38 protein-coding genes and 1 pseudogene are annotated in these 25,693 nt (G+C 43.1%); 34 read left to right on the top strand and 5 right to left on the bottom strand.

Annotation, left to right across the window (positions count from 1 at the left end; all coding sequences use genetic code 11):
- Positions 1-229: 229 nt before the first annotated feature.
- The 4 genes from yihA to GTU69_RS04990 all read right to left on the bottom strand — a co-directional run bounded on the left by yihA (position 230) and on the right by GTU69_RS04990 (position 4,872).
- Positions 230-1,093 carry a ribosome biogenesis GTP-binding protein YihA/YsxC gene (gene yihA / locus GTU69_RS04975; RefSeq protein ID WP_166168711.1) on the bottom strand — a complete coding sequence of 288 codons (864 nt, stop codon included), beginning with the start codon at positions 1,091-1,093 and terminating at the stop codon, positions 230-232.
- A gap of 80 nt (positions 1,094-1,173) precedes the next feature.
- Positions 1,174-1,617, bottom strand: coding sequence for an Rrf2 family transcriptional regulator (locus GTU69_RS04980; protein ID WP_166168713.1), 444 nt, complete (start codon positions 1,615-1,617; stop codon positions 1,174-1,176).
- A gap of 93 nt (positions 1,618-1,710) precedes the next feature.
- The gene (gene hmpA / locus GTU69_RS04985; protein WP_166168715.1) at positions 1,711-2,919 is read right to left on the bottom strand and encodes an NO-inducible flavohemoprotein; all 1,209 of its coding nucleotides are present in this window, start codon (positions 2,917-2,919) and stop codon (positions 1,711-1,713) included.
- A gap of 747 nt (positions 2,920-3,666) precedes the next feature.
- Complete coding sequence (locus GTU69_RS04990; protein ID WP_166168717.1) at positions 3,667-4,872, bottom strand: PLP-dependent transferase; 1,206 nt, start codon at positions 4,870-4,872, stop codon at positions 3,667-3,669.
- 160 nt (positions 4,873-5,032) lie between these two features.
- Here GTU69_RS04990 and GTU69_RS04995 point away from each other — a divergent pair, with 160 nt between their 5' ends.
- From GTU69_RS04995 to GTU69_RS05140, 30 genes and pseudogenes are all read left to right on the top strand, one after another.
- A complete protein-coding gene (locus GTU69_RS04995; RefSeq protein WP_166168719.1) occupies positions 5,033-5,770 on the top strand; it encodes a type 1 glutamine amidotransferase in 738 nt (245 codons plus the stop codon).
- A gap of 270 nt (positions 5,771-6,040) precedes the next feature.
- Positions 6,041-6,352 carry a 30S ribosomal protein S10 gene (gene rpsJ / locus GTU69_RS05000; protein ID WP_000070912.1) on the top strand — a complete coding sequence of 104 codons (312 nt, stop codon included), beginning with the start codon at positions 6,041-6,043 and terminating at the stop codon, positions 6,350-6,352.
- 59 nt (positions 6,353-6,411) lie between these two features.
- On the top strand, positions 6,412-7,050 hold the full coding sequence (gene rplC / locus GTU69_RS05005) for a 50S ribosomal protein L3 (RefSeq protein WP_086195775.1): 639 nt from the start codon (positions 6,412-6,414) through the stop codon (positions 7,048-7,050).
- An 11-nt stretch (positions 7,051-7,061) separates the two neighbouring features.
- Complete coding sequence (rplD, locus tag GTU69_RS05010) at positions 7,062-7,664, top strand: 50S ribosomal protein L4 (protein WP_086195774.1); 603 nt, start codon at positions 7,062-7,064, stop codon at positions 7,662-7,664.
- Complete coding sequence (gene rplW, locus GTU69_RS05015; RefSeq protein WP_086195773.1) at positions 7,661-7,981, top strand: 50S ribosomal protein L23; 321 nt, start codon at positions 7,661-7,663, stop codon at positions 7,979-7,981. Before rplD ends, rplW begins: the two co-directional genes overlap by 4 nt.
- A gap of 11 nt (positions 7,982-7,992) precedes the next feature.
- Positions 7,993-8,817: a 50S ribosomal protein L2 gene (gene rplB / locus GTU69_RS05020; protein ID WP_086195772.1), complete on the top strand. Its 825-nt coding sequence runs from the start codon at positions 7,993-7,995 to the stop codon at positions 8,815-8,817.
- 19 nt (positions 8,818-8,836) lie between these two features.
- On the top strand, positions 8,837-9,112 hold the full coding sequence (gene rpsS, locus GTU69_RS05025) for a 30S ribosomal protein S19 (RefSeq protein WP_004869548.1): 276 nt from the start codon (positions 8,837-8,839) through the stop codon (positions 9,110-9,112).
- A 9-nt stretch (positions 9,113-9,121) separates the two neighbouring features.
- Positions 9,122-9,451 (top strand): 50S ribosomal protein L22, encoded by a 330-nt coding sequence (gene rplV, locus GTU69_RS05030; RefSeq protein WP_086195771.1) that lies wholly within the window; start codon positions 9,122-9,124, stop codon positions 9,449-9,451.
- A gap of 1 nt (position 9,452) precedes the next feature.
- Positions 9,453-10,269: pseudogene (gene rpsC / locus GTU69_RS05035) on the top strand (30S ribosomal protein S3).
- On the top strand, positions 10,209-10,622 hold the full coding sequence (rplP, locus tag GTU69_RS05040) for a 50S ribosomal protein L16 (protein WP_067669331.1): 414 nt from the start codon (positions 10,209-10,211) through the stop codon (positions 10,620-10,622). The pseudogene rpsC and the gene rplP overlap by 61 nt, the downstream one beginning before the upstream one ends.
- Positions 10,622-10,819 (top strand): 50S ribosomal protein L29, encoded by a 198-nt coding sequence (gene rpmC / locus GTU69_RS05045; RefSeq protein WP_004650482.1) that lies wholly within the window; start codon positions 10,622-10,624, stop codon positions 10,817-10,819. The genes rplP and rpmC overlap by 1 nt, the downstream gene beginning before the upstream one ends.
- Positions 10,816-11,073: a 30S ribosomal protein S17 gene (gene rpsQ / locus GTU69_RS05050; protein WP_086195769.1), complete on the top strand. Its 258-nt coding sequence runs from the start codon at positions 10,816-10,818 to the stop codon at positions 11,071-11,073. Before rpmC ends, rpsQ begins: the two co-directional genes overlap by 4 nt.
- 91 nt (positions 11,074-11,164) lie before the next feature.
- Positions 11,165-11,533, top strand: coding sequence for a 50S ribosomal protein L14 (gene rplN / locus GTU69_RS05055; RefSeq protein WP_004657680.1), 369 nt, complete (start codon positions 11,165-11,167; stop codon positions 11,531-11,533).
- A 9-nt stretch (positions 11,534-11,542) separates the two neighbouring features.
- Complete coding sequence (gene rplX, locus GTU69_RS05060; protein ID WP_086195768.1) at positions 11,543-11,860, top strand: 50S ribosomal protein L24; 318 nt, start codon at positions 11,543-11,545, stop codon at positions 11,858-11,860.
- A gap of 16 nt (positions 11,861-11,876) precedes the next feature.
- A complete protein-coding gene (gene rplE / locus GTU69_RS05065) occupies positions 11,877-12,413 on the top strand; it encodes a 50S ribosomal protein L5 (RefSeq protein WP_086195767.1) in 537 nt (178 codons plus the stop codon).
- Positions 12,414-12,422: 9 nt separating this feature from the next.
- Positions 12,423-12,728: a 30S ribosomal protein S14 gene (gene rpsN, locus GTU69_RS05070; protein WP_086174452.1), complete on the top strand. Its 306-nt coding sequence runs from the start codon at positions 12,423-12,425 to the stop codon at positions 12,726-12,728.
- Positions 12,729-12,740: 12 nt separating this feature from the next.
- Positions 12,741-13,136 carry a 30S ribosomal protein S8 gene (gene rpsH, locus GTU69_RS05075; protein ID WP_086195766.1) on the top strand — a complete coding sequence of 132 codons (396 nt, stop codon included), beginning with the start codon at positions 12,741-12,743 and terminating at the stop codon, positions 13,134-13,136.
- 13 nt (positions 13,137-13,149) lie between these two features.
- Positions 13,150-13,683, top strand: a complete 534-nt coding sequence (gene rplF / locus GTU69_RS05080; RefSeq protein WP_086195765.1) for a 50S ribosomal protein L6 — start codon at positions 13,150-13,152, stop codon at positions 13,681-13,683.
- Positions 13,684-13,697: 14 nt separating this feature from the next.
- Positions 13,698-14,048, top strand: a complete 351-nt coding sequence (rplR, locus tag GTU69_RS05085; protein WP_086195764.1) for a 50S ribosomal protein L18 — start codon at positions 13,698-13,700, stop codon at positions 14,046-14,048.
- 2 nt (positions 14,049-14,050) lie between these two features.
- On the top strand, positions 14,051-14,548 hold the full coding sequence (rpsE, locus tag GTU69_RS05090) for a 30S ribosomal protein S5 (protein ID WP_086195763.1): 498 nt from the start codon (positions 14,051-14,053) through the stop codon (positions 14,546-14,548).
- A gap of 6 nt (positions 14,549-14,554) precedes the next feature.
- Positions 14,555-14,731 carry a 50S ribosomal protein L30 gene (gene rpmD, locus GTU69_RS05095; RefSeq protein WP_067762901.1) on the top strand — a complete coding sequence of 59 codons (177 nt, stop codon included), beginning with the start codon at positions 14,555-14,557 and terminating at the stop codon, positions 14,729-14,731.
- Between the two features lie 3 nt (positions 14,732-14,734).
- A complete protein-coding gene (gene rplO / locus GTU69_RS05100; RefSeq protein ID WP_086195762.1) occupies positions 14,735-15,175 on the top strand; it encodes a 50S ribosomal protein L15 in 441 nt (146 codons plus the stop codon).
- A 45-nt stretch (positions 15,176-15,220) separates the two neighbouring features.
- Complete coding sequence (gene secY / locus GTU69_RS05105) at positions 15,221-16,540, top strand: preprotein translocase subunit SecY (protein ID WP_171263179.1); 1,320 nt, start codon at positions 15,221-15,223, stop codon at positions 16,538-16,540.
- 19 nt (positions 16,541-16,559) lie between these two features.
- Entirely contained in the window at positions 16,560-16,676 is a 117-nt protein-coding gene (gene rpmJ / locus GTU69_RS05110) for a 50S ribosomal protein L36 (protein WP_000867907.1), read from the top strand.
- A 106-nt stretch (positions 16,677-16,782) separates the two neighbouring features.
- Positions 16,783-17,139, top strand: a complete 357-nt coding sequence (gene rpsM / locus GTU69_RS05115) for a 30S ribosomal protein S13 (protein ID WP_086174447.1) — start codon at positions 16,783-16,785, stop codon at positions 17,137-17,139.
- Positions 17,140-17,158: 19 nt separating this feature from the next.
- Positions 17,159-17,545 (top strand): 30S ribosomal protein S11, encoded by a 387-nt coding sequence (rpsK, locus tag GTU69_RS05120; RefSeq protein ID WP_001040166.1) that lies wholly within the window; start codon positions 17,159-17,161, stop codon positions 17,543-17,545.
- A gap of 12 nt (positions 17,546-17,557) precedes the next feature.
- Entirely contained in the window at positions 17,558-18,184 is a 627-nt protein-coding gene (rpsD, locus tag GTU69_RS05125) for a 30S ribosomal protein S4 (RefSeq protein ID WP_086195760.1), read from the top strand.
- Positions 18,185-18,201: 17 nt separating this feature from the next.
- Positions 18,202-19,209: a DNA-directed RNA polymerase subunit alpha gene (gene rpoA, locus GTU69_RS05130; protein WP_166168721.1), complete on the top strand. Its 1,008-nt coding sequence runs from the start codon at positions 18,202-18,204 to the stop codon at positions 19,207-19,209.
- A gap of 18 nt (positions 19,210-19,227) precedes the next feature.
- Positions 19,228-19,593: a 50S ribosomal protein L17 gene (gene rplQ / locus GTU69_RS05135; protein ID WP_004281488.1), complete on the top strand. Its 366-nt coding sequence runs from the start codon at positions 19,228-19,230 to the stop codon at positions 19,591-19,593.
- Between the two features lie 203 nt (positions 19,594-19,796).
- Complete coding sequence (locus GTU69_RS05140; RefSeq protein ID WP_166168723.1) at positions 19,797-21,293, top strand: NAD(P)/FAD-dependent oxidoreductase; 1,497 nt, start codon at positions 19,797-19,799, stop codon at positions 21,291-21,293.
- Positions 21,294-21,442: 149 nt separating this feature from the next.
- Here the strand turns inward: GTU69_RS05140 and GTU69_RS05145 are convergent, their stop codons facing one another.
- Positions 21,443-22,615 (bottom strand): acyl-CoA dehydrogenase family protein, encoded by a 1,173-nt coding sequence (locus GTU69_RS05145; protein ID WP_166168725.1) that lies wholly within the window; start codon positions 22,613-22,615, stop codon positions 21,443-21,445.
- A 189-nt stretch (positions 22,616-22,804) separates the two neighbouring features.
- On the opposite strand from GTU69_RS05145, the gene GTU69_RS05150 reads away from it, so the two are divergent.
- The 4 genes from GTU69_RS05150 to rrtA all read left to right on the top strand — a co-directional run bounded on the left by GTU69_RS05150 (position 22,805) and on the right by rrtA (position 25,673).
- Positions 22,805-23,062 (top strand): succinate dehydrogenase assembly factor 2, encoded by a 258-nt coding sequence (locus GTU69_RS05150; protein ID WP_166168727.1) that lies wholly within the window; start codon positions 22,805-22,807, stop codon positions 23,060-23,062.
- The gene (locus GTU69_RS05155) at positions 23,055-23,441 is read left to right on the top strand and encodes a hypothetical protein (RefSeq protein ID WP_166168729.1); all 387 of its coding nucleotides are present in this window, start codon (positions 23,055-23,057) and stop codon (positions 23,439-23,441) included. Before GTU69_RS05150 ends, GTU69_RS05155 begins: the two co-directional genes overlap by 8 nt.
- 516 nt (positions 23,442-23,957) lie before the next feature.
- Positions 23,958-25,013 (top strand): hypothetical protein, encoded by a 1,056-nt coding sequence (locus tag GTU69_RS05160; RefSeq protein WP_166168730.1) that lies wholly within the window; start codon positions 23,958-23,960, stop codon positions 25,011-25,013.
- A gap of 90 nt (positions 25,014-25,103) precedes the next feature.
- The gene (gene rrtA / locus GTU69_RS05165; protein ID WP_086195754.1) at positions 25,104-25,673 is read left to right on the top strand and encodes a rhombosortase; all 570 of its coding nucleotides are present in this window, start codon (positions 25,104-25,106) and stop codon (positions 25,671-25,673) included.
- Positions 25,674-25,693: the final 20 nt, after the last annotated feature.

Below are 25,693 nucleotides of genomic sequence, written 5' to 3' on the forward strand. Positions count from 1 at the left end.
GATAAAAAGGACTAGGTCACTTTGGGCAGATAAATAGGATTGCTCATGAATCAGCTGAGTTTGATGTTCCTTAAACGGGAGAGAAGTTTCATCATACTGTCTTTATTATTTTTCTGTGCAGTACTGTACTTGAGCTTAAGGTCAGTATGAAAAAAATGTCCCGCATTGTGATGAGCAATACAGGACACTGCAATATCAATGGATGAGGATTTTTGTCAGACAGACCCGATCAATCCGCTTGTCGGCTCTGATCGGTGGCATCTTCGGCAATTTCAGTCTCGCATTCTTCCTCTGCCAGTTCTAAAGATTCGAGAGGTTCATCCAGATCATCAAGACTGGCTGCAGGAATGCTGTCCAGATCAAATTGTGTTGATTGCTCAAGGGTAAAGTTCAAACGGCCACCCATCACACTGGCCAGCTCTTCGAGGCCCTGCTTGTTGAGGGATGAAAACAATTGAATGGAGAAATCCAGCTTCATTTTTTTCAATGCCGCTTTCACTTCCTGCAAGGCTTTGGATGCCGGTCCACGATTCAGTTTATCTGATTTGGTCAGCAAGACATGCACGAACAATTTACGTGAGTAGGCCCATTCCAGCATCATCACGTCAAAATGTTGCAGCGGATGACGGATATCCATCAGCAGTACCAGACCTTGCAAACTCTGACGATGAATCAGGTAGTTTTCCAGTTCTTTTTGCCAGACAATTTTCATTGCTTCAGGTACAGCTGCATAGCCATAACCCGGTAAATCGACCAGACGCTGTTCTGGATTGCCGAGGCTGAAGAAGTTAATCATTTGGGTACGGCCCGGCTTTTTAGAGGCACGTGCCAGCTGTTTCTGGTTGGTTAAGGCATTAATTGCACTGGATTTTCCAGCATTAGAACGTCCGGCAAAAGCGACTTCATAACCAGTATCTTCAACGCAAAGGCTCAGCTTTGGCGCACTCATCAAAAATTCAGCTTTACGCAACCAGTTCAATGCGCGAACAGAGTACTCAGTAATGGCAGGATCAACTTTTTTCTCATAGCTGATCTTTTGCTTGGGCGCATGGGCTGTCTTACTGTTTTTCGATTTTCCTCTGCTGTGATGCATAACTCAACTTCAATAAATGATCTACAAGCGAACATTATAAAGGAAGTCGTTCGGGCAAGCGAACTTTGCAAGCGCAGGAATTAGAGATTGATCATCTGGATTGGAGATTGAGTGGTGTATTTGGCTGCCGGAGAGTTATTTAAAACCTGAGCCAAGGTGTATTGATCTAGGCTTAGATAAAACTGTTCTACTGCCTGATCGAGAAAGCCTTTTAGTCCGCACTGAGAACGCAGTACGCAGGGTGGGGTATTGCATTCGACAATCTGGTTTTCACCTTGCAGGATGCGTACGACTTGACCCAGGTTCAATTCAAGAGCCTCAGGGTTGAGTCCAATCCCGCCGCCTTTGCCTCGCGTGGTAATCAGCCAGTTCTGTTTGCCCATAAAATGCACAATTTTCACTAAATGGTTTTTAGACACATGCAAGTCTTGGGCAATTTCTGCAATGGTATAAGGCATATCCCGTGGCTGGGCAATATACATTAAGATACGCAAAGCATAGTCGGTGAATTTATTTAATTGCATGATCGTGCTGATATTTTTCAAAAAATGAATAGATAAGGGCTAGTCTAGCATAACTAGACCAGCCCCCTCTTTATTTTATGCTGACCCAGCAGGCTAGTGTTTTACGCCACCTGTACCAAACGCTTCACTATGAATATTTTCAGCAGGGATGCCGCGAGCAACCAGCGCCTTTTGCTGTTCAGCCATAAATGGCATTGGACCACACAGATAGTAGTCAGCATTGACAGGTAACAATGCGCTATCAACGGTGCTTAAGTCCAGGCGACCGGCAACATCATAATCTTCACCTAATTTATCGCCTGGATGTGGGAATTCATAAGCGGTAAATGTGCTAAGACGAGGATATTTTGCTTTCAACTCCTGAATATGTTGATGCATTGCATGCACTTGTTTGCTACGGCAGGCATGGATAAAGGTCACAGGCTGTGGCATATCCAGAGTCACCAGCTGATTCAGCATGGCAATCATTGGCGTTAAACCTACACCACCACTAATGAACACATTACGTTTATTTGGATCGATCAGGTAGAAATTACCTGTTGGTGCAGAAACTTCAATTTCTGAACCTTCTGGCAAGCTATGTAGGGTGTTTGACACCCAACCTGGAACCATGTCGCCTTTTTGGTCTTCACGTTTTACCGAGATACGTAAATAATCCGCTTGTGGGCAAGTGGAAAGCGTATATTGACGAGGCTGTTTCAAGCCCAGTTCTTCAACGAAAACACGCACTGAAATATATTGGCCGGCTTCGTATTTCGGCAATGCGCCGCCATCGACAGGTTGAAGATAGAAAGAGGTGATTTCATCGCTTTCAACGACTTTCTTGGCAATCTTGAAGTTACGCCAGCCTAACCAGCTACCTTTGGTTTGTTGATGCTGATCGTAAATGGCTTTTTCAGTGCTGATGAACAGGTCTGCCAGTTGACCATAAGCTGCTGCCCAAGCGCCAATGAGTGGATCGTCCATTGAAATGCTTAGAACTTCACTGATGGAATGAAGCAGGTTTTCACCAACAATATTATAGTCAGGGGCTTGAATGTTCAGGCTAACGTGTTTGTGTGCGATTAACTCAACTACAGGCAAAAGCACAGAAGGATCTTCAATGTTTTCAGCATAAGCCAACACGGCGCCTGCAAGAGCTTGTGCCTGTGCACCACTGCGCTGGTGCCCCATATTAAATGTTTCTTTTAGATCTGGATTATTGCCCAACATACGGTTATAAAAATAACCAGTTAATGCTACGCCATTTTCACGGAGTACAGGAACAGTGGCTTTTACTAGGTCAATTTGCTGCGGAGTCATGTTTGATCTCTCATGGCTGTTATTTATAAGATGTATTCAAAATACATGTTATAAAATCTTTTTACAACACCTATTTTTGGTTAAACCATAAAAAAATTATGGAATATAAGAATATCCGATGGTTTGATTGCTTTTGATTTGTAAACCAGATTATTTTCTGCCATTAGTAAATCTTCTAAATAGCGGACTATTTTGCCCGGTCGAGTCTCCTAAGTTGCTTGTAGCACGGGTGGCAAAAGTATAGGCAGTATCTTGAATCAGCTTTTTATACTGTTGGGCGGTACGTTCAGCATGTTTTTTCAGCTCTAGTGTTAGGTGCTGTTGGCGTAGCTGTTGTGTGGACAGAACTTCTGCTTCGCTGGGTTACTGTTTTCTAAAGCGGTTTTTCTTTTTTGTTTGATGCACTTGCTGCTACTTGGTTTTGTAACTTTTCAATAGACATTTAAAATCCAGACTTTAGTTTATCCATGCTGGTAATTACGCTATGGCTGATCAGTAGGTTAGGTTTTTCCGGCTGCATTGAATTAATTGGATTAAAGGAAGAGTAGGCGGGTATTCGGCCGCAGCCAAAAAATACCAGCCTACCCATAGGTGAATTGTTCTGTCAAAACATGAGGATCATCTTTTTACCAGTTCCGACTACCCCGGCAATCAAACCGTGGTGCCGGGAAAAATTGTGAATGTAAAACAATTTTTGGGTGTGTACTGGTAGCATTTTCCTGACACTGATAATAGATAGGTCCTTTTTTATTCTTTAATTTTTTGCTGGTTTAACTGCTGCAATGCCTGTTTGATATCCTGGATTAAATCTTGAGGATGTTCGAGTCCGATACAAAAACGGACTAAAAGTCCTTCTTTTAAGTGGGAATGTTCCAGTACACGCATATCTTTCAGGTTGTACAGCATGACCAGACTGATCGGTCCGCCCCAGCTAAAGCCCAGTTTAAACAGTTCCAGTGCATCGCAGAAGCGACGAATATCTTCCAGGGTATATTCGGGCTTAAAAATCACACTGACCAGACCGGCACTGTATTCTTCCCTGCAAATTTCTTTCCAGTATTGATGTCCGGCTGATTCAGTATCGGCAGGATGTAGCACTTGGACAAATTCTGATTGCTGTTTGAGCCAGTCCAGCAGTGTTAGACAGCTTTCAGACTGGTGTTGATAGCGCACCTGCATTGAAGCCAAACTACGTTGTACCTGTGCCACATCATCGCCCGATACACTAATCCCCTGAATGGCATGCATCCGGAATAATTGATGATGCAGTTTCTGGTCACAGGTCACTACTGAACCCATCAAGATGTCACCGCCACCACTTGGATATTTGGTTAATGCATGTACAGTCACATCTACACTTAAATGCTCATCGCCAAAATCGAAGGCATTAAAAGCCAGCCCTGCACCCCAGGTATTATCCAGTGCTGTCAGTATGTTATGCGCTTTGGCTTTTTTCACCAGATTGATCAGGTCGGGAAATTCCAGGGTCACGGAACCTGCTGCTTCCAACCAGATGAGTTTGGCTTTATCGGTAGGCTGGAAAGTCTCTGCATCAATCGGGTTATACACTTTAATGCTAATACCATAACGCGTTTGCAGGTTATGCAGGTGTTCCATATTTGGACCATAAATGTTGTCTGCCACCCAGACTTCATCCCCTTGGGCAAGAAAACATGAATTCACTAAATTAATAGCCGACAAGCCACTTGGTGCCAGCAGGCAATATTTTCCGCCTTCGATCTGGGCAATATTGTCACCTAAAGTAAAGGTTGTAGGCGTGCCGTGGGTGCCATAACTATAATCATAATCATCGCTCCAGTGGCGATTAAACAGTGCATCGGTGTTTTTAAAAATAATCGTCGATGCACGAAACACGGGAGGTTGAACGGTAGAAATATATTGTGGGGCTTTTCGTGGTGCGTGAATGAGTGCTGTTTGTGAGTTTTTTTTCAAGGTGATGCTCTAAGTCGTACCAAAATTAGTCTTAGCTTAAGAGAAACACGCGGATTAGGCTATATAAATGCCGAAATGTATAGAAACCTTAATTTACGCCTAAAGTTGGCTTCATTCTTGCTAAAAACTATGGCAGAGCTAAAACAATAGGCGGAGGCGCATGAAGTCGCATTTAAGAGTACATTATTTTCAGCATATTGCTGGTGAAGGGTTTGGCAGTTGTTATCAATTCTTAAAACAGCATCACGCTAAAATTACCGCAACGGAATTTTTTGCCTTACCTGTAGATCGACCACTTGATATCGAGGCTTTGCCGCAAGTGGAAGATGTAGATTTGCTCATCATTATGGGTGGAACAATGAGTGTTAATGATGAAGCAAATTATCCCTGGTTAAAAGTAGAAAAGCGCTGGATCAGGCGTTATTTATCTATGGGTAAACCGGCCATTGGTTTGTGTCTGGGCGGGCAATTGATTGCCAATGCTTTGGGGGCGGCAGTCAGGCGCAATGAACAGCAGGAGTTAGGTTTGACAGAGGTACGTAGGGTCAAGCATGTGTCTGAAGAGTGTTTTGAGTTGCCAGAACAGTTTAAGGTCATGCAATGGCACAGTGAAACCTTTGAAATCCCGAAAGGCGCTATTCATCTGGCGGAAAATGATGCCTGCCGCAATCAAATGTATCAAATTGGAAAAAATGTCTTGGGATTTCAATTTCATCCTGAAATAACCCCGGAGGTACTGCAACTGTTTTTAGAAAATGATGAAGAGTTAGAGAGCTTTTCCGGTCAATATGTGCAAACGGAACGTCAATTAAAAAGTATGTCTAAAAGTGACTTTATTAAAGGAAATCAAATACTAAATCAAGCGATAGAGTACGTTTTACAAAAAACTGCATGCTGAGTTATTTTTAAACAAAACACTAAAAGGATAAACAGAAAAAAAGAGGAAAAAGTTAAAAAGGGATTTGCTTAAGCGTTAAACAATCGCTATAATGAGCGACCCTTTGATGAAAGGGGGTTGGCTACGAATAAAGTAGTTAACATCGTGACAGTCGTGGCATCGATCATGACCTTAGTGATAATTCACTGCTCTTGACACTTGCCCACATAAAGTGGGGTGAGATGCGTCAAGAGTGATTCTTTATATATATTTGGCTTGGAGTTAACTGGTATGTCTAACCAGAGAATTCGTATCCGTCTTAAGTCTTTTGATCACCGTTTAATTGATCAATCAGCTCAAGAGATCGTAGAAACAGCAAAACGTACTGGCGCACAAGTGTGTGGTCCAATCCCGATGCCTACTCGCATCGAACGTTTCAACGTTTTAACATCACCACACGTTAACAAAGATGCGCGTGACCAATACGAGATTCGCACTTACAAACGTTTGATCGACATCGTTCAACCTACAGATAAAACTGTTGATGCATTGATGAAGTTGGATCTTGCAGCTGGTGTTGATGTTCAGATCGCTTTGGGTTAAGGCTTTCGGTTAATTAACGCTCTAAGTTAATTAGGCCGCTTTTTTAGAGGTTTATGCACATGGCTATTGGTTTAGTCGGTCGCAAGTGCGGTATGACTCGTATCTTTACAGATGCTGGTGTTTCTGTACCTGTAACAGTGATTGAGGTTGATCCTAACCGCATCACTCAAATCAAAACGCTTGAAACTGATGGTTATCAAGCGATTCAAATCACTACTGGTGAACGTCGCGAATCTCGCGTAACTAACGCTCAGAAAGGTCACTTCGCTAAAGCGGGTGTTGCTGCTGGTCGTCTGGTTCAAGAATTCCGCGTATCAGAAGCTGAGCTTGAAGGTCGTGAAGTTGGCGCTACTATCGGTGTAGATTTGTTCACAGTAGGTCAAATTGTTGACGTAACTGGCCAGTCTAAAGGTAAAGGCTTCCAAGGTGGTGTTAAGCGTTGGAACTTCCGTACTCAAGACGCTACTCACGGTAACTCTGTTTCTCACCGTGTTCTAGGTTCTACAGGTCAAAACCAGACTCCTGGTCGCGTGTTCAAAGGCAAAAAAATGGCTGGCCATTTAGGTGCTGAACGCGTAACTACACAGGGTCTTGAAATCGTTGCTATCGACGCTGAACGTTCAGTTCTGGTTGTTAAAGGCGCGGTTCCTGGTGCTACTGGTGGCGACGTAACTGTTCGTCCTACGATCAAGGCCTGAGGGGAAATAACGTGAATTTAAATACTGTTTCCGGCTCTGCTGTTGAATTATCTGAAGTTGCTTTCGGTCGTGAATTTAACGAAGCTCTTGTACACCAAGTTGTTACAGCTTACTTAGCTGGTGGTCGTCAAGGTTCGAAAGCTCAGAAATCACGTGCTGACGTATCTGGCGGTGGTAAAAAGCCATTCCGTCAAAAAGGTACTGGCCGTGCGCGTGCTGGTTCTATTCGTAGCCCGATCTGGGTAGGTGGTGGTAAAACTTTTGCTGCTCGTCCACAAGATTGGTCTCAAAAAGTTAACCGTAAAATGTACCGCGGTGCTATGCAATGCATCCTGGCTGAACTTGTTCGTCAAGATCGCTTGGTTTTAGTTGAAGAGTTTGCTGTTGCTGCTCCAAAAACTAAAGAGTTGCTTGCAAAACTTAACGACTTGAATGCTACTCGTGCATTAATCGTTACTGATGCTGTTGATGAGAACTTGTATCTTGCTGCACGTAACATTCCACACGTTGATGTGGTTGATGCTGCTGCAATTGATCCTGTTAGCTTGATCGCGTTCGACAAAGTTGTTATGTCTGTAGCTGCTGCTAAGAAAATTGAGGTAGAACTCGGATGAACAACGAACGTATCTATCAAGTCCTGCAAGGACCTGTATTCTCAGAAAAAGCACAAGTTTTAGGTGAAACTGCTGGTGTTCAAGTTTTTAAAGTTGCATTAAATGCAAACAAACTTGAAATCAAAAAAGCAGTGGAACAACTCTTTGGTGTTCAAGTTGTTAAAGTTAACACAACGATCACTAAAGGTAAGACTAAACGCTTTGGTAAAACATTAGGACGTCGTTCTGATGTTAAAAAAGCATACGTCACCCTGAAAGCTGGCCAAGATGTTGAAATGGCTGACTTGGGCGATACCGCTGAAAGCGCAGCGGAATAAGGACGAGAATTATGCCTATTCAAAAATGTAAGCCAACGTCACCAGGACGTCGCTTTGTAGAGAAAGTCGTTCACGACCATCTTCACAAAGGTGCGCCTTATGCTCCGTTGGTTGAAGCTAAAAAACGTACTGGTGGTCGTAATAACAACGGTCACATTACAACTCGTCACGTTGGTGGTGGTCATAAACAACACTACCGTATCGTTGACTTCAAACGTAACAAAGACGGCATTCCAGCTGTAGTTGAACGTATTGAATACGATCCTAACCGTACAGCTCATATTGCTTTATTGAAATATGCTGACGGTGAACGTCGTTACATCATTGCGCCTAAAGGTTTGCGTGCTGGTGATAAAGTACAATCTGGTAACGATGCTCCAATTCGTCCAGGTAACTGCTTGCCACTTCGCAACATGCCTATCGGTTCTACTCTTCACAACATCGAACTTAAAATCGGCAAAGGCGCGCAATTAGCTCGTTCAGCTGGTACTTCTGTTCAGTTGTTGGGTCGTGACGGTTCTTACGCTATCGTTCGTTTACGTTCTGGTGAAATGCGTAAAATTCACGTTGAATGCCGTGCTGTTTTGGGTGAAGTTTCTAACTCAGAAAGCAACCTTCGTTCACTAGGTAAAGCTGGTGCATCACGCTGGCGTGGTGTTCGTCCTACCGTTCGTGGTATGGCGATGAACCCAGTTGACCATCCACACGGTGGTGGTGAAGGGCGTAACAAAGGTATTCAACCTGTAAGCCCATGGGGTCAAAAAGCTAAAGGGTACAAGACACGTACCAACAAGCGTACGACTAAGATGATTATTCGCGACCGTCGCGTTAAGTAACAAGTAAAGGAATCTGACAATGCCTCGTTCTCTGAAAAAAGGCCCATTCGTCGATGCGCACTTGTTCGCTAAGGTTGAAGCGGCTGTAGCGAGTAACTCTCGCAAGCCGATCAAAACTTGGTCGCGTCGTTCGATGATTCTCCCAGATTTTGTTGGTCTAACAATTTCTGTTCATAATGGTCGTAACCATGTTCCAGTGATTGTATCTGAACACATGGTTGGTCATAAACTCGGTGAATTCGCGCCAACTCGTACCTATCGTGGTCACGGTGTTGACAAGAAATCTAAACGTTAAGGTGCGATGATGGAAGTTACTGCTAAATTACGCGGTGCCGCTATCTCGGCACAAAAAGCACGTTTGGTTGCAGATCTGATCCGTGGCAAATCTGTTGCTCACGCTTTAAATATCTTGAACTTCAGCAACAAAAAAGCTGCAGTTTTAGTGAAAAAAGCGTTGGAATCTGCGATTGCAAACGCTGAACATAATAACAGTTTAGATGTAGACGACCTTACAGTATCTACGATTTACGTTGACGAAGGCATTAGCCTTAAACGTATTATGCCACGTGCTAAAGGCCGTGCAGATCGTATTACTAAGCGTACTTGTCACATCACCGTTAAGGTAGGGGTTTGATATGGGTCAGAAGGTTCATCCAATCGGTATCCGCCTAGGTGTTGTGAAACGTCATAACGCTAACTGGTATGCGAATCCGAAACAATACGCTGAATACTTGCTTAAAGATTTGCAAGTTCGTGAGTTTTTAATTAAAAAACTTAAGAATGCAATGATCAGCAATATTCTTATCGAACGTCCTACAGGCGCTGCTAAAATTACTATTAGCACTGCTCGTCCTGGTATCGTTATCGGTAAAAAAGGCGAAGACATTGAAAAATTACAACGCGAATTAACATCTATTATGGGTGTTCCTGCGCAAGTAAGCATCAACGAAATCGATCGCCCAGACTTAGACGCTCGTTTAGTTGCTGAAGCGATCGCTTCTCAATTAGAGAAACGTGTAATGTTCCGTCGTGCTATGAAGCGTGCGGTTCAGAACACGATGCGTGCTGGTGCTAAAGGTATCAAAGTTGAAGTTTCTGGTCGTTTAGGTGGTGCTGAGATTGCACGTACTGAATGGTATCGTGAAGGTCGTGTACCTTTGCATACACTTCGTGCAGACATCGACTACGCTACTATGCGTGCTGAAACTACTTACGGTACGATTGGTGTTAAAGTTTGGATTTTCCGTGGTGAGATCTTAGGTGGCATGAAACAAGTCATGAACCCTGCTCCTGCTGAAGAACGTCCAGCTAAACGCGGTCGCGGTCGTGGTGAAGGTCAAGAGCGTCGTGGTCGTCGCAATGATCGTTCTGCTGAAAAAGGAGAATAATCCATGTTGCAACCTAAACGTACTAAATTCCGCAAAGTGCAAAAAGGCCGTAACACTGGTCTAGCACACCGTGGTAGCACAGTATCTTTCGGTACTATCGCACTTAAATCTATTGAACGTGGTCAAATGACTGCGCGTCAAATTGAAGCTGCGCGTCGTACAATTAGCCGTCGTATTAAACGTGGTGGTAAGATCTTTATCCGTGTTTTCCCGGACAAGCCAATTACTGAAAAACCATTAGAAGTTCGTATGGGTAAAGGTAAAGGTTCTGTGGAATACTGGGTTTGCCAAATCAAACCAGGTAAAGTCTTGTACGAAATTGATGGTGTTAACGAAGAATTGGCTCGTGAAGCATTTACGCTTGCAGCTGCTAAACTTCCGTTTAAAACCACTATCGTGACTCGGACGGTAATGTAATGAAAACTAAAGATCTACGTGAAAAATCGGTAGAAGAGTTGACAGCTTTGCTTGATGAGCAACAGCTTAACCAATTCCGTCTTCGTATGGCTAAGGCAACTGGTCAATTGGGTAAATCGCATGAAGTTGCGCTTACTCGTAAGACTATTGCTCGTATCAAGACACTCCTTACCGAAAAACAGGGGAACGGACAATGAGTGAACAAACAGTTCGCACGTTAACCGGTAAAGTTGTAAGCGACAAAATGGACAAGTCTATTGTTGTGCTTATTGAACGCCGCGTTCAACACCCGTTGTATGGCAAATCAATCCGCCGTTCAACTAAATTACACGCTCATGATGAGAACAATGTTGCTAAAACTGGCGACGTAGTGACCATTAAAGAAAGCCGCCCAATTTCTAAAACTAAGTCTTGGACTTTAGTTGAAGTGATTGAAGCAGCTGCTGAGTAATTAGACGTTCTTGTTGCATCATCGGTTAATTTCGAGTACTCTTTGAGCCTTTCGAAATGTGACCGGTGATGCTCGGTTTTGGAGTAGGGCAATGATTCAAACCGAAAGTATGCTCGACGTAGCAGACAACAGTGGTGCTCGCCGCGTACAATGTATTAAAGTACTTGGTGGTTCACATCGTCGTTATGCTTCTGTTGGCGACATTATTAAAGTTACTGTAAAAGAAGCTATTCCACGCGCACGTGTTAAAAAAGGTGACGTGATGAATGCTGTAGTTGTACGTACAAAATTTGGTATCCGTCGTCCAGACGGTTCAGTGATTCGTTTCGACGATAACGCTGCTGTAATTTTGAACAACAACAAAGCGCCGATTGCAACTCGTATTTTCGGACCAGTGACTCGTGAACTTCGTACTGAACAGTTCATGAAAATCATTTCATTGGCTCCTGAAGTTCTATAAGAGGCACTCATGGCTAAGATTAAAAAAGGCGATCAAGTAATTGTGATCGCAGGTAAAGAAAAAGGCAAACAGGGTACTGTGTTGTCAGTTTCTAATGACCGCGTTAAGGTTGAAGGCCTTAACTTGGTGAAGAAGCATCAAAAGCCTAACCGAGCTACTGGCGCTGAAGGCGGCATCGTAACTCAAGAAGCTGAGCTTCATATCTCAAACGTGGCAATTTTTAATGCTACAACCCAAAAGGCTGACCGTGTTGGTTACCAAACGATTGAAGGCGTGAAAACTCGCGTTTATAAATCTAACGGTGAATCAGTGGCGGTAGCGAAGTAATAGGTTGAAATAGGCAATGGCCAGACTTAAAACACGTTACAACGACGTACTTAAAGCTCAGTTACAAGAGCAATTGGGCGTTAAAAATGTGATGGAGATTCCTCGCATCACTAAAATCACCATTAACATGGGTGTTGGTGCGGCATCAGCTGACAAGAAATTGTTAGATGGCGCTCTTTCTGATATGCAAGCGATTGCTGGTCAAAAACCAGTTCTTACTCTAGCTCGCAAATCAATCGCTGGTTTCAAAATCCGTGATGGTTGGCCGATTGGTTGTAAAGTTACTTTACGCGGCGAACAAATGTACGAATTCTTAGACCGTTTGATCTCTATCGCGATCCCTCGTATTCGTGACTTCCGCGGTTTTTCTGCGAAATCATTTGATGGTCGTGGTAACTATTCGATGGGTTTGAAGGAACAAATCATGTTCCCTGAAATCGATTTCGATAAGATTGATCGTATTCGTGGTATGGACATTACCATTACTACGACTGCTCGCACCGATGACGAAGGCCGTGCGCTTATGCGTGCATTCGGCTTCCCGTTCAAATAAGAGGTCGATATGGCTAAGAAAGGTATGATTAATCGCGAATTGAAACGCGAAAAAACAGTTGCTAAATTTGCTGCAAAACGTGCTGAATTAAAAGCTACGATTGCAAATGTAAATGCGAGCGACGAAGAACGTTTCGATGCGATGATGAAGTTACAGGCATTACCACGTAATGCGTCTCCAGTACGTCTACGTAACCGTTGTGGTTTAACTGGTCGTCCTCATGGTTACTTCCGTAAGTTCGGTTTAAGCCGTAACAAATTACGCGATACAGTAATGCAAGGTGATGTACCGGGCGTTGTTAAGGCAAGCTGGTAAGGAGCACTATAAATGAGTATGCAAGATACCGTTGCCGACATGTTAACCCGTGTTCGTAACGCACAAATGGCAAAGAAACAAACTGTTTCTATGCCAAATTCTAAGTTGAAGGTTGCAATTGCAAACGTACTTCAACAAGAAGGTTATATTTCAAACGTAGAAGTTGCAGATGCTGAAGGCAAACCAACTTTAACACTTACGTTAAAATATTTTGAAGGCAAACCAGTTATCGAAACTGTGAAACGTGTAAGCCGTCCAGGTCTACGTCAGTATCGCGGTAAAGATGCACTTCCTAGCGTTAAGCAAGGTTTGGGTATTGCAATTGTTTCTACAAGCAAAGGCATCATGACTGATCGCGCTGCACGTGCTGCGGGCATCGGTGGTGAAGTTATTGCTTTTGTTTCTTAATAGGTGATTCCTCATGTCTCGTGTGGCTAAAGCCCCAGTAACTGTACCTAACGGTGTAACAGTTACTCAGAACGGCCGGCAGGTCGAAGTGAAAGGCAGCAAAGGTACATTGTCTTTCAACCTGCATGCGCTGGTCGAGCTAAAACAGGAAGAAGGTCAACTTCAAATTGCTCCTAAAGCTGAGTCGAAAGACGCTTGGATGCAAGCTGGTACTGCTCGCGCTGTGTTAAACAACCTTGTAAAAGGTGTTAGCGAAGGTTTCGAACGCAAGTTACAACTTATCGGTGTTGGTTATAAAGCTGCGGTTAAAGGTAACGTTGTTAACCTTAACCTTGGTTTCTCTCACCCGATTGATTACAACCTTCCAGAAGGTGTAACTGCTGAAACTCCTACAGCGACTGAAATCATTCTTAAATCTGCTGATAAAGCAGCTTTAGGTCAAGTTGCTGCAGATATCCGTGGTTACCGTCCACCAGAGCCTTATAAAGGTAAAGGTGTTCGTTATTCTGACGAAGTTGTACTTCGTAAAGAAGCTAAGAAGAAATAAGGCGCGAGGTTCTTATGAACGAAAAGAAACAATCCCGTTTGCGTCGTGCGAAAAGCACACGCTTGCACATTCGTGCATTGGGTGCGACTCGCTTGTGTGTAAACCGCACACCGCGTCACATCTATGCTCAAGTTATCTCAGCAGATGGTGGCAAAGTTTTAGCTCAAGCTTCAACTTTAGATGCTACTTTACGTGCTGGTACAACTGGTAACGTTGATGCGGCTCAAAAAGTGGGTGCTTTAATTGCAGAACGTGCGAAAGCAGCTGGCGTAACTAAAGTTGCATTTGACCGTTCTGGTTTCAAATATCATGGTCGTATCAAAGCCTTGGCTGATGCTGCTCGTGAAAACGGCTTGGAGTTCTAATCATGGCTAAAGTTGAACAAAACGAAGGTCTTGTTGAAAAGCTGGTTGCCGTTGATCGTGTAGCCAAAGTTGTTAAGGGTGGTCGTATCTTCTCTTTCACAGCACTAACTGTTGTGGGTGATGGTAATGGTCGCGTAGGTTTTGGTCGTGGTAAAGCACGTGAAGTTCCAGCTGCTATTTCTAAAGCACTTGAAGCTGCACGTCGTAACATGATTACTGTTGAGCTTGTTAACGGTACTGTACAACACCCTATTAATGCTCGTCATGGTGCAAGCCGCGTTTACATGCAACCTGCTTCTGAAGGTACTGGTGTAATTGCTGGTGGTGCTATGCGTGCAGTTCTAGAAGCTGTTGGCGTACATAACGTATTGACAAAATGCTATGGTTCTACAAACGCTGCTAACGTAGTGAACGCAACTTTTAAAGGTTTGCGTGACATGACTTCTCCTGAGAAAGTCGCTGCGAAACGTGGTCTTTCAGTAGAACAAATTCAAGGGTAATCAATCATGAAAACGATTAAAGTTACCCAGACTAAATCTTCTGCGCACCGCTTGAAAAATCACAAGCTTAGCCTTAAAGGTTTAGGTCTGCGTCGTATTGGTCATACTGTAGAAGTGCAAGATACGCCTTCTAACCGCGGTATGATCAACCAAGTCTACTATATGGTTAGTGTAGAGGAATAAGCCATGACTCTGCGTTTAAATACTATTGCACCTGCAGAAGGTGCTAAACGTGAAAACCTTCGTTTAGGCCGTGGTATCGGTTCTGGCGTTGGTAAGACTGGTGGCCGTGGTGTCAAAGGTCAAAAATCACGTAAGAGCGGTGGCGTACGTCCAGGTTTCGAAGGTGGTCAAACTGCGTTATATCGTCGTTTACCTAAATTCGGCTTCACTAGCCAACTTGCTTTAAAAACTGCTGAAGTACGTTTATCAGAGCTTGCTAAAGTTGAAGGTGATATCATTTCACTTGAAACTTTAAAAGCTGCCAATGTTGTACGTAAAGATATGACTCGTGCTCGTATCGTACTTTCTGGTGATATTACTCGTGCATTCACTGTACAAGGTGTTGCTTTGACTAAAGGCGCTAAAGCTGCTGTTGAAGCTGCTGGCGGTAAAGTCGAGGAGTAATCGCTAGTGTCTATGTCTCCTAGTTCTTCAGGTCATGTCAACATGATGAAAGGCCAGCCATTTCATGTGAAATATCGTGAAATTATTCGTCGATTAATGTTTTTGATTGGCGCATTACTGGTCTTTCGACTAGGAGCACATATTCCGCTGCCGGGTATTGATAATGTCGCTTTAGAACGTTTTTTCAAAGCTAATGAAGGTACTTTCTTAGGTTTGTTTAATATGTTCTCTGGCGGAGCATTAGAGCGAATGTCAATTCTTGCGTTGGGAATCATGCCATATATCTCTGCATCGATTATCGTGCAGTTGATGTCAACAGTCGTTCCTTCGCTGGAAGCGTTAAAGAAAGAAGGCGAGCAGGGTAAGCGTAAGATTAATCAATATACGCGTTACGGCACGTTATTACTTGCATTGGTACAAGGTGTGGGTATGTGTGCTGGTCTGATTAGCCAAGGAATTACCTTGACCTCAGGACTGGCTTTTTACATTCCTGCTGTAACTTCATTGGTTGCAGGCACTATGTTCTTAATGTGGTTGGGAGAGCAAATTACCGAACGTGGTGTTGGTAATGGGATCTCTATGATCATTTTTGCAGGTATCGTTGCTGGTTTGCCAAATATTGTAATTCAAGCATTCACTTCGGTGGATAATGGTCAATCGAGCTTAATTGGTCTGGCTGTATTTGCATTACTTTCAGTTGCGGTTCTTGCTGCGATTGTATTTATTGAAAAGGCACAACGTCGTATACCGGTTAACTATGCTCAAAAGCAACAAGGGCGTCGCGTATTTACTGCACAGCAGACACATTTGCCATTGAAATTGAATATGGCGGGGGTTATTCCAGCAATTTTTGCGAGTTCATTATTGCTGTTCCCTGCAAGTTTAGGTCAATGGTTGGGTAGTTCTGATCCAAATGCAGGAATCGTAAAGCGTAGCCTACAAGATTTGGCATTGGTATTATCGCCTGGACAACCTTTGTATTTGGTGCTCTTCGGTGCGTTAATTATCTTTTTCTGTTATTTCTATACTGCACTTGTGTTCAGTCCTAAAGAAGTATCAGAGAACTTGAAACGCAGCGGAGCTTATGTACCTGGTATTCGCCCAGGTGAGCAAACTGCTCGTTACTTAGATCATATTCTTAATCGTTTGACATTCATTGGTGCAATTTATATTACGGTCATCTGTTTGATGCCAATGATTCTGCAAAGTTCCTTTGGTATTCCATTCCATTTGGGTGGTACATCTTTGCTGATCGTAGTGGTTGTTGTGATGGACTTTATGGCTCAGCTACAAGCCCATCTCACTTCGCACCAATATGACAATCAAACGTTAATGAGAAAAACGACTGCTCATCCTAAAGGATAAGCGCACTTGAGGTTTCATCATGAAAGTACAAGCTTCTGTTAAAAAAATTTGTGGTAGCTGTAAAGTTATCCGTCGTAATGGGGTTATCCGCGTGATTTGTAGCGCTGAACCTCGTCATAAGCAGCGTCAAGGTTAATCTGATCAAGACCTGTTGATTTCAGTAGGCTAATTAGGTTATTATCCGCCCCTCAAGATATTTGTGGGGCGGTTGATTATCTCTACTGCCTTTTTGGAGAAAGTGAATGGCTCGTATTGCCGGTGTAAACATTCCGGATAACAAGCATGCTGTTATCTCCCTCACGTATATTTTTGGTATCGGTCGCCACACTGCTAAGAACATCTTAGCTGCTGCTGGTATTGCACCAACTACTAAGATCCGTGAATTGGATGATGCTCAGCTTGATGCGATTCGTGCAGAAATTACCAAGGTTCCAACCGAAGGTGATTTACGTCGCGAAATTTCCATGAACATTAAACGTTTAATGGATTTAGGCTGCTACCGCGGTCTTCGTCATCGTCGCAGCTTGCCTGTCCGTGGACAACGCACCAAAACTAACGCACGTACCCGTAAAGGTCCGCGCAAACCTATTAAGAAATAAGATTTCTGGAAGCTAAAAGATGGCTAAAGATACTCGCACACGCAAGAAGGTCACTCGTACCGTCTCTGAAGGTGTTGCACACATTCACGCTTCTTTTAATAACACCATTGTGACTATTACCGATCGTCAAGGTAATGCACTGGCTTGGGCCACTTCAGGTGGACAAGGCTTCCGTGGATCACGTAAATCAACTCCGTTTGCTGCTCAGGTAGCTGCTGAAGTTGCTGGTAAAGCAGCTTTGGATTACGGTTTGAAAAACTTGGATGTCCTTGTAAAAGGTCCTGGTCCTGGTCGTGAGTCTGCGGTTCGTGCTTTAGGTGCAGTGGGTTATAAAATTAACAGCATTACCGATGTGACGCCAATCCCGCACAACGGTTGTCGTCCACCTAAAAAACGTCGTGTGTAAGGAGAATCATTCATGGCTCGTTATATTGGTCCAAAATGCAAACTCTCTCGCCGCGAAGGGACAGACCTGCAATTAAAATCTGGCGTTAAACCATTTGACGTTAAGACAAAAAAACATGCTAAAGCACCTGGCCAACATGGCGGGGCTCGTGGCAGCAAACAATCTGAGTACTCACTACAATTACGTGAAAAACAAAAAGTACGTCGTATGTACGGTGTGTTAGAACGTCAATTTAGTAACTACTATAAAGAAGCTGCTCGTGTTAAAGGCGCAACAGGTGAAAACTTGTTGAAACTGCTTGAAAGCCGCCTTGATAACGTAGTTTATCGCATGGGTTTTGGTTCTACACGTGCAGAAGCTCGTCAGCTTGTATCTCACCGTAGCATTACTTTGAATGGTCGTCGTGTTAACATCGCGTCTATCCAAGTTAAAGCTGGCGATGTAATCGCAGTTCACGAAGGTGCTAAACAACAATTGCGTATTAAAGGCGCAATTGAATTGGCTGCTCAACGTGGTATTCCTTCTTGGATGGAAGTTGACCATTCAAAATTAGAAGGTACGTTTAAAGCTGCACCGGATCGTTCTGATTTACCTGCTGAAATCAACGAAAGCTTGATTGTAGAATTGTATTCTAAATAATCCTTGAGGTAGCAATAATGACGCGTACTGCAAATGAGTTTCTAACTCCGCAAGCGATCAAGGTCGAAGCGGCTAGCGGGACCTCGGCAAAAGTGATTCTGGAACCATTAGAGCGTGGCTTTGGTCATACTCTTGGTAATGCTTTACGTCGTATCCTTCTTTCTTCTTTATCTGGCGCTGCTGTGGTTGAAGTTGAAATAGAAGGGGTTGAGCACGAGTACAGTACCTTGGAAGGCTTGCAGCAGGACATCGTCGAGCTCTTGCTGAACCTAAAAGGATTGTCGATTAAGCTGTTCGATCAAAACGAAGCATATTTGACATTAGAAAAACAAGGTCCAGGCGATGTAACAGCCGTTGATCTTCGTTTACCTCATAATGTTGAAGTGGTAAACCCTGAGCATTTGATCGGCACTTTAAGTGCTTCAGGCAATTTAAAAATGCGCCTGAAAGTTTCTCAAGGTCGTGGTTATGAAACTTCTGACTCACGTTTCCCAGAAGGCGAGACTCGCCCTGTGGGTCGCTTACAGTTAGATGCTTCTTATAGCCCAATCAAACGTGTGTCTTATACAGTAGAAAATGCTCGTGTAGAACAACGTACTGACCTTGATAAACTGATCATTGATCTTGAAACAAACGGTACAGTTGATCCTGAAGAAGCAATCCGTAAAGCGGCAACAATCTTGCAACAACAAATTGCAATTTTTGTTGATCTTCAGAAAGATCAAGCTCCTGTTGCTCAAGAGCCTCGCGAAGAAGTGGATCCAATCTTGCTTCGTCCAGTAGATGATCTAGAGCTTACTGTTCGTTCTGCTAACTGTTTGAAAGCAGAAAATATTTACTACATCGGTGATTTGGTTCAACGTACTGAAGTGGAGTTGTTAAAAACTCCTAACCTCGGTAAAAAATCGTTAACTGAAATCAAAGATGTTCTGGCTTCTAAAGGCTTACAACTCGGCATGCGTTTAGAGAACTGGCCACCAGCTAGTCTCCGTATGGACGACCGTTTTGCCTATCGTAGCCGTTAATTAAGTAGGACTATCACCATGCGTCATCGTAATAGTGGTGTGAAATTAGGCCGTACAAGCAGTCATCGTAAAGCGATGTTCCAAAACATGGCTAACTCTTTGTTCGAGCACGAGTTGATTAAAACAACTGTGCCTAAAGCTAAAGAGTTACGTCGTGTAGCTGAGCCTTTAATCACTTTAGCTAAAAACGATACTGTTGCAAACCGTCGTTTGGCGTTTGCTCGTACTCGTTCAGCAGCAACTGTTGGTAAATTATTTACCGTTCTTGGCCCTCGTTACAAAGAACGTAACGGCGGTTATCTACGTGTTCTTAAAGCGGGCTTCCGTGCAGGTGATGCTGCACCGATGGCTTACGTTGAGCTAGTAGATCGCGAAGTTAACTAATTTCGCAAGAAGAGCTTCAGTTGTTTTAAAAAAGACCGGTGTTTCACCGGTCTTTTTTATGCCTGATGATTTTTAATTCTCTGATAATTTAAACTTTTGTCCTGAACTGACATATTTTTTATGACTTTCATACAAACTTGACATTGAGTATTGTCAATTTTATGGTTTAATAAAATAAAGCTTAAACAGGTTATAAAAAGAACATGGAAAAACATATTGATGTGTTGATTGTCGGTGCCGGTATTTCGGGTATTGGTCTAGCTGTTCATCTTTCGAAAAATTGCCCACAACGCCAGTTTGAAATTATTGAGCGTCGTGAAAGTTTTGGCGGAACTTGGGATTTATTCAAATATCCGGGAATCCGCTCCGATTCAGATATGTCGACCTTTGGTTTTAATTTTAAGCCGTGGCAAAAAGACAGCGTCTTGGCGGATGGTCCATCCATCAAAAATTATTTATCTGAAGTGATTGACGAGTATCAGCTTAAAAATAAAATCCATTTTCAGCATCGGGTTTTGGCGGCGAATTATAATTCGGCTAATAAAAAGTGGGTGGTTGAAATTGAAGATGCAGCTCAAAAAAAGCAAACCTGGGTGACCAATTTTGTTTTAGGTTGCACAGGTTATTATAATTACGATCAGGGGTTCCAACCTGAATTTCCAAATCAGTCTGCATTTAAAGGCGAGTTTATTCATCCGCAACATTGGCCTGAGCAGCTAGATTATTCTGGTAAAAAGGTCGTAATTATTGGTAGTGGAGCCACAGCGATTACCTTAGTGCCAGCCATGGCGAAAGGTGGTGCAGCGCATGTCACCATGCTGCAACGCTCCCCAACCTATATTGCCTCTGTGCCGTCAATTGATCTGGTCTATGACAAAATGCGTAAGATCTTACCGGAAGATCTGGCCTATAAATTAACGCGTGCACGTAATATTGGTATGCAACGCGGTATTTATGCTCTGGCACAGAAACAGCCGAAACTGCTGAAAACACTGTTGCTGAAGTCAGTGCAGTTTCAGCTTAAAGGTAAGGTGGATATGAAACACTTTACCCCGAACTATGAACCTTGGGATCAGCGTTTATGTGTGGTACCGGATGGTGATCTGTTTAAAATTCTGCGTGAAGGCCGTGCTTCAGTTGAAACGGATCAAATTGAAAAATTTACTGAAACGGGTATTCAGTTAAAGTCAGGTAAACATTTGGATGCGGATATTGTCGTTTCTGCAACCGGATTGAATATTCAGATTTTAGGCGGTATTCAGGCCACGATTGATGGCAAGCTGATGAATACCTCTCAACATATGCTGTATCAGGGCATCATGGTCAGTGATGTGCCAAATATGGCGATGATTATTGGCTATATCAATGCTTCCTGGACACTGAAAGTCGATATTGCAGCAGATTATATCTGTCGTATGATCAATTATATGGACAAAAATGGCTATGATGAAGTGATCCCAAAAGGCGATGCGACCGAACTGATGGAAGATACGGTGATGGGCAGTCTGAGTTCAGGTTATATTGCCCGTGCTGCTGATGTCATGCCGAAACAGGGCAAGCATGCACCTTGGAGTGTCTCCAATAATTATCTGGCTGACCGTAAACAATTAAAGCATGCACGCTTTGATGATGGTGTGCTTAAATTTCATAAACGTGAGCAACAAGATAAGAAAAGTGCGACGCCGCGTTTAGTCTCATAATTGAATTTCATTATTTTTTGAAGAGAGAGCAGTAATGCTCCCTCTTTTATACCTATTGAATTATGAGTTCAAGTTGTCAGCTTTTATTCTGCTGCAAGCTGCTACAGATAGAGCACCAAGCATTGAACCGGCATAGAAATAAATGTTGATTATAGCGAACGTGAAATCAGTTCTTTCATAATTTCATTGGTACCAGCATAAATGCGATTGGCACGGTTATCGATATAGGCACGTGCAATCGGGTATTCCATCATGTAGCCATAACCGCCATGCAGCTGTAGGCATTCATCCACGACTTTAGAAAACATCTCGGAAATTTTATATTTCGCAGCAGCAGCTGCATCAATACCCAATTTTTCTTCAAGCTGTAATTCCATACAGCGGTCTAAATAAGCCCGACAGAAATCGATTTCGGTTCTTAATTCAGCCAGTTTAAAGCGGGTATTTTGAAAAGCACTGATCGGCTTGCCAAAAGCTTGCCGCTGTTTAGTGTATTGTACAGTATGCGCGAATGCCGCTTCGGCTCCCGCCTGACAAATGATCGCGACCAGCATGCGTTCCCAGGCCAGTTCTTTCATCAACATCATAAAACCCATGCCTTCCATACCGAGTAAGTTTTCTTTAGGCACACGGACATTGTCAAAGAACAACTCGCAGGTATCTTGTCCTTTCATACCAATTTTATTTAAAGGTTTGCCTTTACTGAAACCGGCATGGTCAGCTTCGACCATAATTAAAGAAAGATTAGCTGAACCTTTATAACCGCTGCCCGTTTTGCAGACCACAATCGCCATGTCACACAGGTAGCCATTGGTGATAAAAATTTTGGAACCATTGATGACATAATCACTGCCATCCAAAACAGCAGAGGTACGTACTGCTTGCAAGTCAGATCCTGTTCCCGGTTCGGTCATGGCAATGGCAGTAACGACTTCACCTGTAGCCATTTTTGGTAGCCAGTACTGCTTTTGTTGCTCATTGCCAAAATTGCAGATGTAGTTGGCCACAATATCCGAATGTAACGAAAATCCAGTTGCTGAATCCATGGCATAAGCTTGTTCTTCAATCAGGATCATGCTGTAAAGACGGTCTACACCCGAACCCCCGTATTGCTCTGGCATGGTCGCACAGAGTAAGCCCATGGCACCGGCCTTGTTCCATAAATTCCGGTCCACATGCTGTTGCTGTTCATATTTAGCAATATTGGGAACCACTTCCTTTTCATAAAATTTACGTACGGTTTCACGGAAGGCTTCATGCTCGGCATTAAATAAATGACGTGGTAACATATTGGCTAAAGGTCGAATCGCAGCTGCTTGCATTGTTATTCTGTCCATCTACAAAGTTATTATGAGATCAAAATTAGAAGATTGAACCGCAAGCGACAATGAGATGAATGCTCAAATGTAGCAATAAAATGATGAATTTGGTCAATTCGGGCAAATGGCTCGAAATAGGGGGGATGGATAGGGTAAACTAGCAAAAAATTTCACACTGTTGGGGAGCTAGCTATGAGCGAAGAAATCAGCTTGGAAGAACGCAAAGTCATTTATCGTGCTCGTCGCGGTTTAAAAGAGATTGATGTTTATTTTGACCCTTATGTAAAAAATCATTATCTACAGGCAGATGCAGCAGAGAAAGAAACTTTTGCTGAGTTGGTCGCGCAAGAGGACCCAGATCTGTTAGATTGGTTTATGGAAGTGTCTGAACCGCCACGTCCGGAAATGAGAGCTTTGATTGCCAAGTTGAAATATTACGTTCATGGCTAACCGTTGTTTTCAGCTGAAACGCAGCCGTCTTGCCTGCATATTTCAGCTGAGCATTTTTACTCTGTTGATTGTGCTTTTGCAGCAACTCTTGCCCGTATGGCTATGGTTGCTGTGTATTGTGCTAGGTGTAATGACCTATGCCTATGGATTGAAAGTCCCTCAACCGATCTGTTTGGAACATTTGCATGCACGTGAATGGTCACTGTCACATTTAAAATCGCAACAGGTTAAACGTGTGTCGGTTAGTCATTTGATTGATCATCAGCTTTATATTGTGGTGTATTTCCAGCATTTTCAGGAGAAGCCACTCTTGATTTGGGTTGATCAATTGCCTTTTAAGCAATGGAAAGCACTGAAAAAACTGGCTAAATTAAGCTAATTGTTAGACAGTTGTATAAAATTTATTTTAATTAAATTATTTATAATCAAATATATAGTTATATTTTTTGTTCTTTGTAAGACAGTTTGATGAGAAAAATCACAAATGTTGCAATTGTCAGACAATTTTTCCAGTGAATTATTTCAGCTAAATGTAAATTAAAACCACCAACAGCAACTGAGGAAATCATCATGGTGATTCCAACTTGGATGTTTCTGGTGATAGCAATTGTTTTGGCGATTGTTATTGGGCGACTAGGAACAGTGCTGAAGGATCGATTTGCACAACCTGAAAGCCGTTAGGCTTTGACCCCTTGATAAGTAGCATGTGCCGAACCGTCGCAATGCTACTTTTTTTTGCCCAAAATTTTTAACTTGATGGAATACAGTCAATTTTCCGTACGTCATTTCGTGGCACAGTAGCAAACTAAATTAGAGTGAATACTCTTTTATTCAAATTTTGCATCTGCTATGTTTAGGTGCTATGGACATAAACACAATTATAGAGGACAGGAAAATGTCGCAAGTCCAAAAAATATGCCAGGGTATGGCAGTCATTATCGTTACAGGTTCTTTATTATCAGGTTGTTCTCAAGTGGTTAAATCAGGGGCAAATATTGCCCTGGGTTTTAGTGAGAAACATATTGTACCGCCTATCTTGGCCATGGATGATGCCGATATGGCATGCAATTCAGGCAATGCCTTAACGCCTGCTATTATGTCCACCAAAGATATGGGGGCAGACCCAACCCGTATTGCGGTTCTTTTATATGCTTCATCAGGAATTTGTGCTGAAAATCAGGCCTTGGAAGCAGAATTGCATTATTTACGCGCTTCTAAAGCGGGGCAAGTTTCAGAAGCACAAGATGCCCGTATCCAGCAAAAACGCTGGGCTGCCATTGCCGCACAGCGTCAGTATGCAGGCTACCAGCTATTAGAAAAGCGTTGGGCGACAAAATATAACAAGGCCCTAGGTGATGGGTGCCCAAGAATGAAAAGTGACCTCGATCAAACGGTATATTTAATGGGAATGATCAGTGGCTTACAGGCCATGACCAATGACATTAATTCTGGCGGTGCCGTCAATGTACCGAAAGATATTGCGGCAGTGGTGGAACGCGGCATGGTGTGCCTGGATAACGCCAAATTCTGGGGTGCGCCAGAAGCTGCACGTGCAGTCATTTGGACCTTGTTGCCGGGTGCGGGAGATGGTAAGCCCGACCCTTATCAGACTTTAAAACAGTCGGTGCAACTGGGTGAACAAAAAGGTGTACGCTTGTCACATGCCCTGTATGCGGTCGCAGCTCAAGCTAGTGGCGATGATGCCAAGATTCGTGATGCACTGAAAGCATTTGCCACAGCCCGCTCTGAAGAAAAACCGGTTAATCCACAGTTCAGACTGGTAGACAGTATGGCGCAAAATATGGTGCAGGGGATTTCAGACCGTTACTGGACTGAACATACTGGAATCCGCTCCAGTGATGATGGCATGCAACGTTTCTGGGATGATCAGGATCATTCTGCAGAACTGGATGATTTATTTACTGAAAATGAGACTGCTGCATCCTCTTAAATTGGACGGGATGAAAGAGAATATAAGACAAGATGGGTTGGAATGATATTTTATTTTTAATCCGTTATTTCTAAACTGGGGGGCATGCCAATGAAAAACCCGTTTCTGATGCAAAAGATTATTTTTATTGCATTTGTAATGTCTTTTTCGGCCTGCCTTCAAGTTTTTGCAGACTCATTTATTTATTGGCAAGCTGATTTATTTAAAGAATTCTGGCGTTTATGGACTGCCCATTGGGTACATGTGGGATGGATTCATTATCTGCTTAATATGCTGGCTTTTGCCTGTTTACCTTTCATCTTTCCACGCGTCAAAATCTGGCATTTCGTTGCTTTACTTTTATTACTTCCGCCATTTATCAGTCTGTGTTTTTATTATTTTTTTCCGGATATAGAAGCTTATGCCGGCCTGTCTGGAGTCTTACATGGCGCTTATGTCACCGTTGCCTGTGTGCATCTGTTGTATAGAAAAGAGCGCAATTTTGCTGCCTTGGTGTTGTGCCTGATTCTGGGAAAATTGCTTTGGGAAAATACGGTGGGCAGTGTCGGTACAGCGGAACTGATTGGCAGTCCAGTCCTGGTTGAAGCACATTTATTAGGTGTTATTGGAGGAGTCGTCATCGCTTTGGCTTATGTTTTATGGGAATATTTTGTTGAATAGTGGCAAGATTGACATTTAAA

This window comes from Acinetobacter sp. SA01 (genome assembly GCF_011319235.1).
Lineage (GTDB): Bacteria > Pseudomonadota > Gammaproteobacteria > Pseudomonadales > Moraxellaceae > Acinetobacter.

What these genes read in the sequence shown, in the direction of transcription:
- rplQ (WP_004281488.1), top strand. Translation starts at nt 19,228, where the DNA reads ATGCGTCATCGTAATAGTGGTGTGAAATTAGGCCGTACAAGCAGTCAT.
- rpsH (WP_086195766.1), top strand. Translation starts at nt 12,741, where the DNA reads ATGAGTATGCAAGATACCGTTGCCGACATGTTAACCCGTGTTCGTAAC.
- GTU69_RS04980 (WP_166168713.1), bottom strand. Translation starts at nt 1,617, where the DNA reads ATGCAATTAAATAAATTCACCGACTATGCTTTGCGTATCTTAATGTAT.
- rpmC (WP_004650482.1), top strand. Translation starts at nt 10,622, where the DNA reads ATGAAAACTAAAGATCTACGTGAAAAATCGGTAGAAGAGTTGACAGCT.
- GTU69_RS05145 (WP_166168725.1), bottom strand. Translation starts at nt 22,615, where the DNA reads ATGCAAGCAGCTGCGATTCGACCTTTAGCCAATATGTTACCACGTCAT.
- GTU69_RS05155 (WP_166168729.1), top strand. Translation starts at nt 23,055, where the DNA reads ATGGCTAACCGTTGTTTTCAGCTGAAACGCAGCCGTCTTGCCTGCATA.
- rplW (WP_086195773.1), top strand. Translation starts at nt 7,661, where the DNA reads ATGAACAACGAACGTATCTATCAAGTCCTGCAAGGACCTGTATTCTCA.
- rpsJ (WP_000070912.1), top strand. Translation starts at nt 6,041, where the DNA reads ATGTCTAACCAGAGAATTCGTATCCGTCTTAAGTCTTTTGATCACCGT.
- rpmD (WP_067762901.1), top strand. Translation starts at nt 14,555, where the DNA reads ATGAAAACGATTAAAGTTACCCAGACTAAATCTTCTGCGCACCGCTTG.
- rpsD (WP_086195760.1), top strand. Translation starts at nt 17,558, where the DNA reads ATGGCTCGTTATATTGGTCCAAAATGCAAACTCTCTCGCCGCGAAGGG.
- GTU69_RS05140 (WP_166168723.1), top strand. Translation starts at nt 19,797, where the DNA reads ATGGAAAAACATATTGATGTGTTGATTGTCGGTGCCGGTATTTCGGGT.
- rpsE (WP_086195763.1), top strand. Translation starts at nt 14,051, where the DNA reads ATGGCTAAAGTTGAACAAAACGAAGGTCTTGTTGAAAAGCTGGTTGCC.
- rplE (WP_086195767.1), top strand. Translation starts at nt 11,877, where the DNA reads ATGGCCAGACTTAAAACACGTTACAACGACGTACTTAAAGCTCAGTTA.
- rpsS (WP_004869548.1), top strand. Translation starts at nt 8,837, where the DNA reads ATGCCTCGTTCTCTGAAAAAAGGCCCATTCGTCGATGCGCACTTGTTC.
- rpsM (WP_086174447.1), top strand. Translation starts at nt 16,783, where the DNA reads ATGGCTCGTATTGCCGGTGTAAACATTCCGGATAACAAGCATGCTGTT.
- rplV (WP_086195771.1), top strand. Translation starts at nt 9,122, where the DNA reads ATGGAAGTTACTGCTAAATTACGCGGTGCCGCTATCTCGGCACAAAAA.
- GTU69_RS04995 (WP_166168719.1), top strand. Translation starts at nt 5,033, where the DNA reads ATGAAGTCGCATTTAAGAGTACATTATTTTCAGCATATTGCTGGTGAA.
- hmpA (WP_166168715.1), bottom strand. Translation starts at nt 2,919, where the DNA reads ATGACTCCGCAGCAAATTGACCTAGTAAAAGCCACTGTTCCTGTACTC.
- rpmJ (WP_000867907.1), top strand. Translation starts at nt 16,560, where the DNA reads ATGAAAGTACAAGCTTCTGTTAAAAAAATTTGTGGTAGCTGTAAAGTT.
- rplP (WP_067669331.1), top strand. Translation starts at nt 10,209, where the DNA reads ATGTTGCAACCTAAACGTACTAAATTCCGCAAAGTGCAAAAAGGCCGT.
- rplX (WP_086195768.1), top strand. Translation starts at nt 11,543, where the DNA reads ATGGCTAAGATTAAAAAAGGCGATCAAGTAATTGTGATCGCAGGTAAA.
- rplC (WP_086195775.1), top strand. Translation starts at nt 6,412, where the DNA reads ATGGCTATTGGTTTAGTCGGTCGCAAGTGCGGTATGACTCGTATCTTT.
- GTU69_RS05160 (WP_166168730.1), top strand. Translation starts at nt 23,958, where the DNA reads ATGTCGCAAGTCCAAAAAATATGCCAGGGTATGGCAGTCATTATCGTT.
- rplO (WP_086195762.1), top strand. Translation starts at nt 14,735, where the DNA reads ATGACTCTGCGTTTAAATACTATTGCACCTGCAGAAGGTGCTAAACGT.
- rplR (WP_086195764.1), top strand. Translation starts at nt 13,698, where the DNA reads ATGAACGAAAAGAAACAATCCCGTTTGCGTCGTGCGAAAAGCACACGC.
- rpsN (WP_086174452.1), top strand. Translation starts at nt 12,423, where the DNA reads ATGGCTAAGAAAGGTATGATTAATCGCGAATTGAAACGCGAAAAAACA.
- secY (WP_171263179.1), top strand. Translation starts at nt 15,221, where the DNA reads ATGAAAGGCCAGCCATTTCATGTGAAATATCGTGAAATTATTCGTCGA.
- rplN (WP_004657680.1), top strand. Translation starts at nt 11,165, where the DNA reads ATGATTCAAACCGAAAGTATGCTCGACGTAGCAGACAACAGTGGTGCT.
- yihA (WP_166168711.1), bottom strand. Translation starts at nt 1,093, where the DNA reads ATGCATCACAGCAGAGGAAAATCGAAAAACAGTAAGACAGCCCATGCG.
- rpsK (WP_001040166.1), top strand. Translation starts at nt 17,159, where the DNA reads ATGGCTAAAGATACTCGCACACGCAAGAAGGTCACTCGTACCGTCTCT.
- rrtA (WP_086195754.1), top strand. Translation starts at nt 25,104, where the DNA reads ATGAAAAACCCGTTTCTGATGCAAAAGATTATTTTTATTGCATTTGTA.
- rplB (WP_086195772.1), top strand. Translation starts at nt 7,993, where the DNA reads ATGCCTATTCAAAAATGTAAGCCAACGTCACCAGGACGTCGCTTTGTA.
- rpoA (WP_166168721.1), top strand. Translation starts at nt 18,202, where the DNA reads ATGACGCGTACTGCAAATGAGTTTCTAACTCCGCAAGCGATCAAGGTC.
- GTU69_RS05150 (WP_166168727.1), top strand. Translation starts at nt 22,805, where the DNA reads ATGAGCGAAGAAATCAGCTTGGAAGAACGCAAAGTCATTTATCGTGCT.
- rplF (WP_086195765.1), top strand. Translation starts at nt 13,150, where the DNA reads ATGTCTCGTGTGGCTAAAGCCCCAGTAACTGTACCTAACGGTGTAACA.
- rpsQ (WP_086195769.1), top strand. Translation starts at nt 10,816, where the DNA reads ATGAGTGAACAAACAGTTCGCACGTTAACCGGTAAAGTTGTAAGCGAC.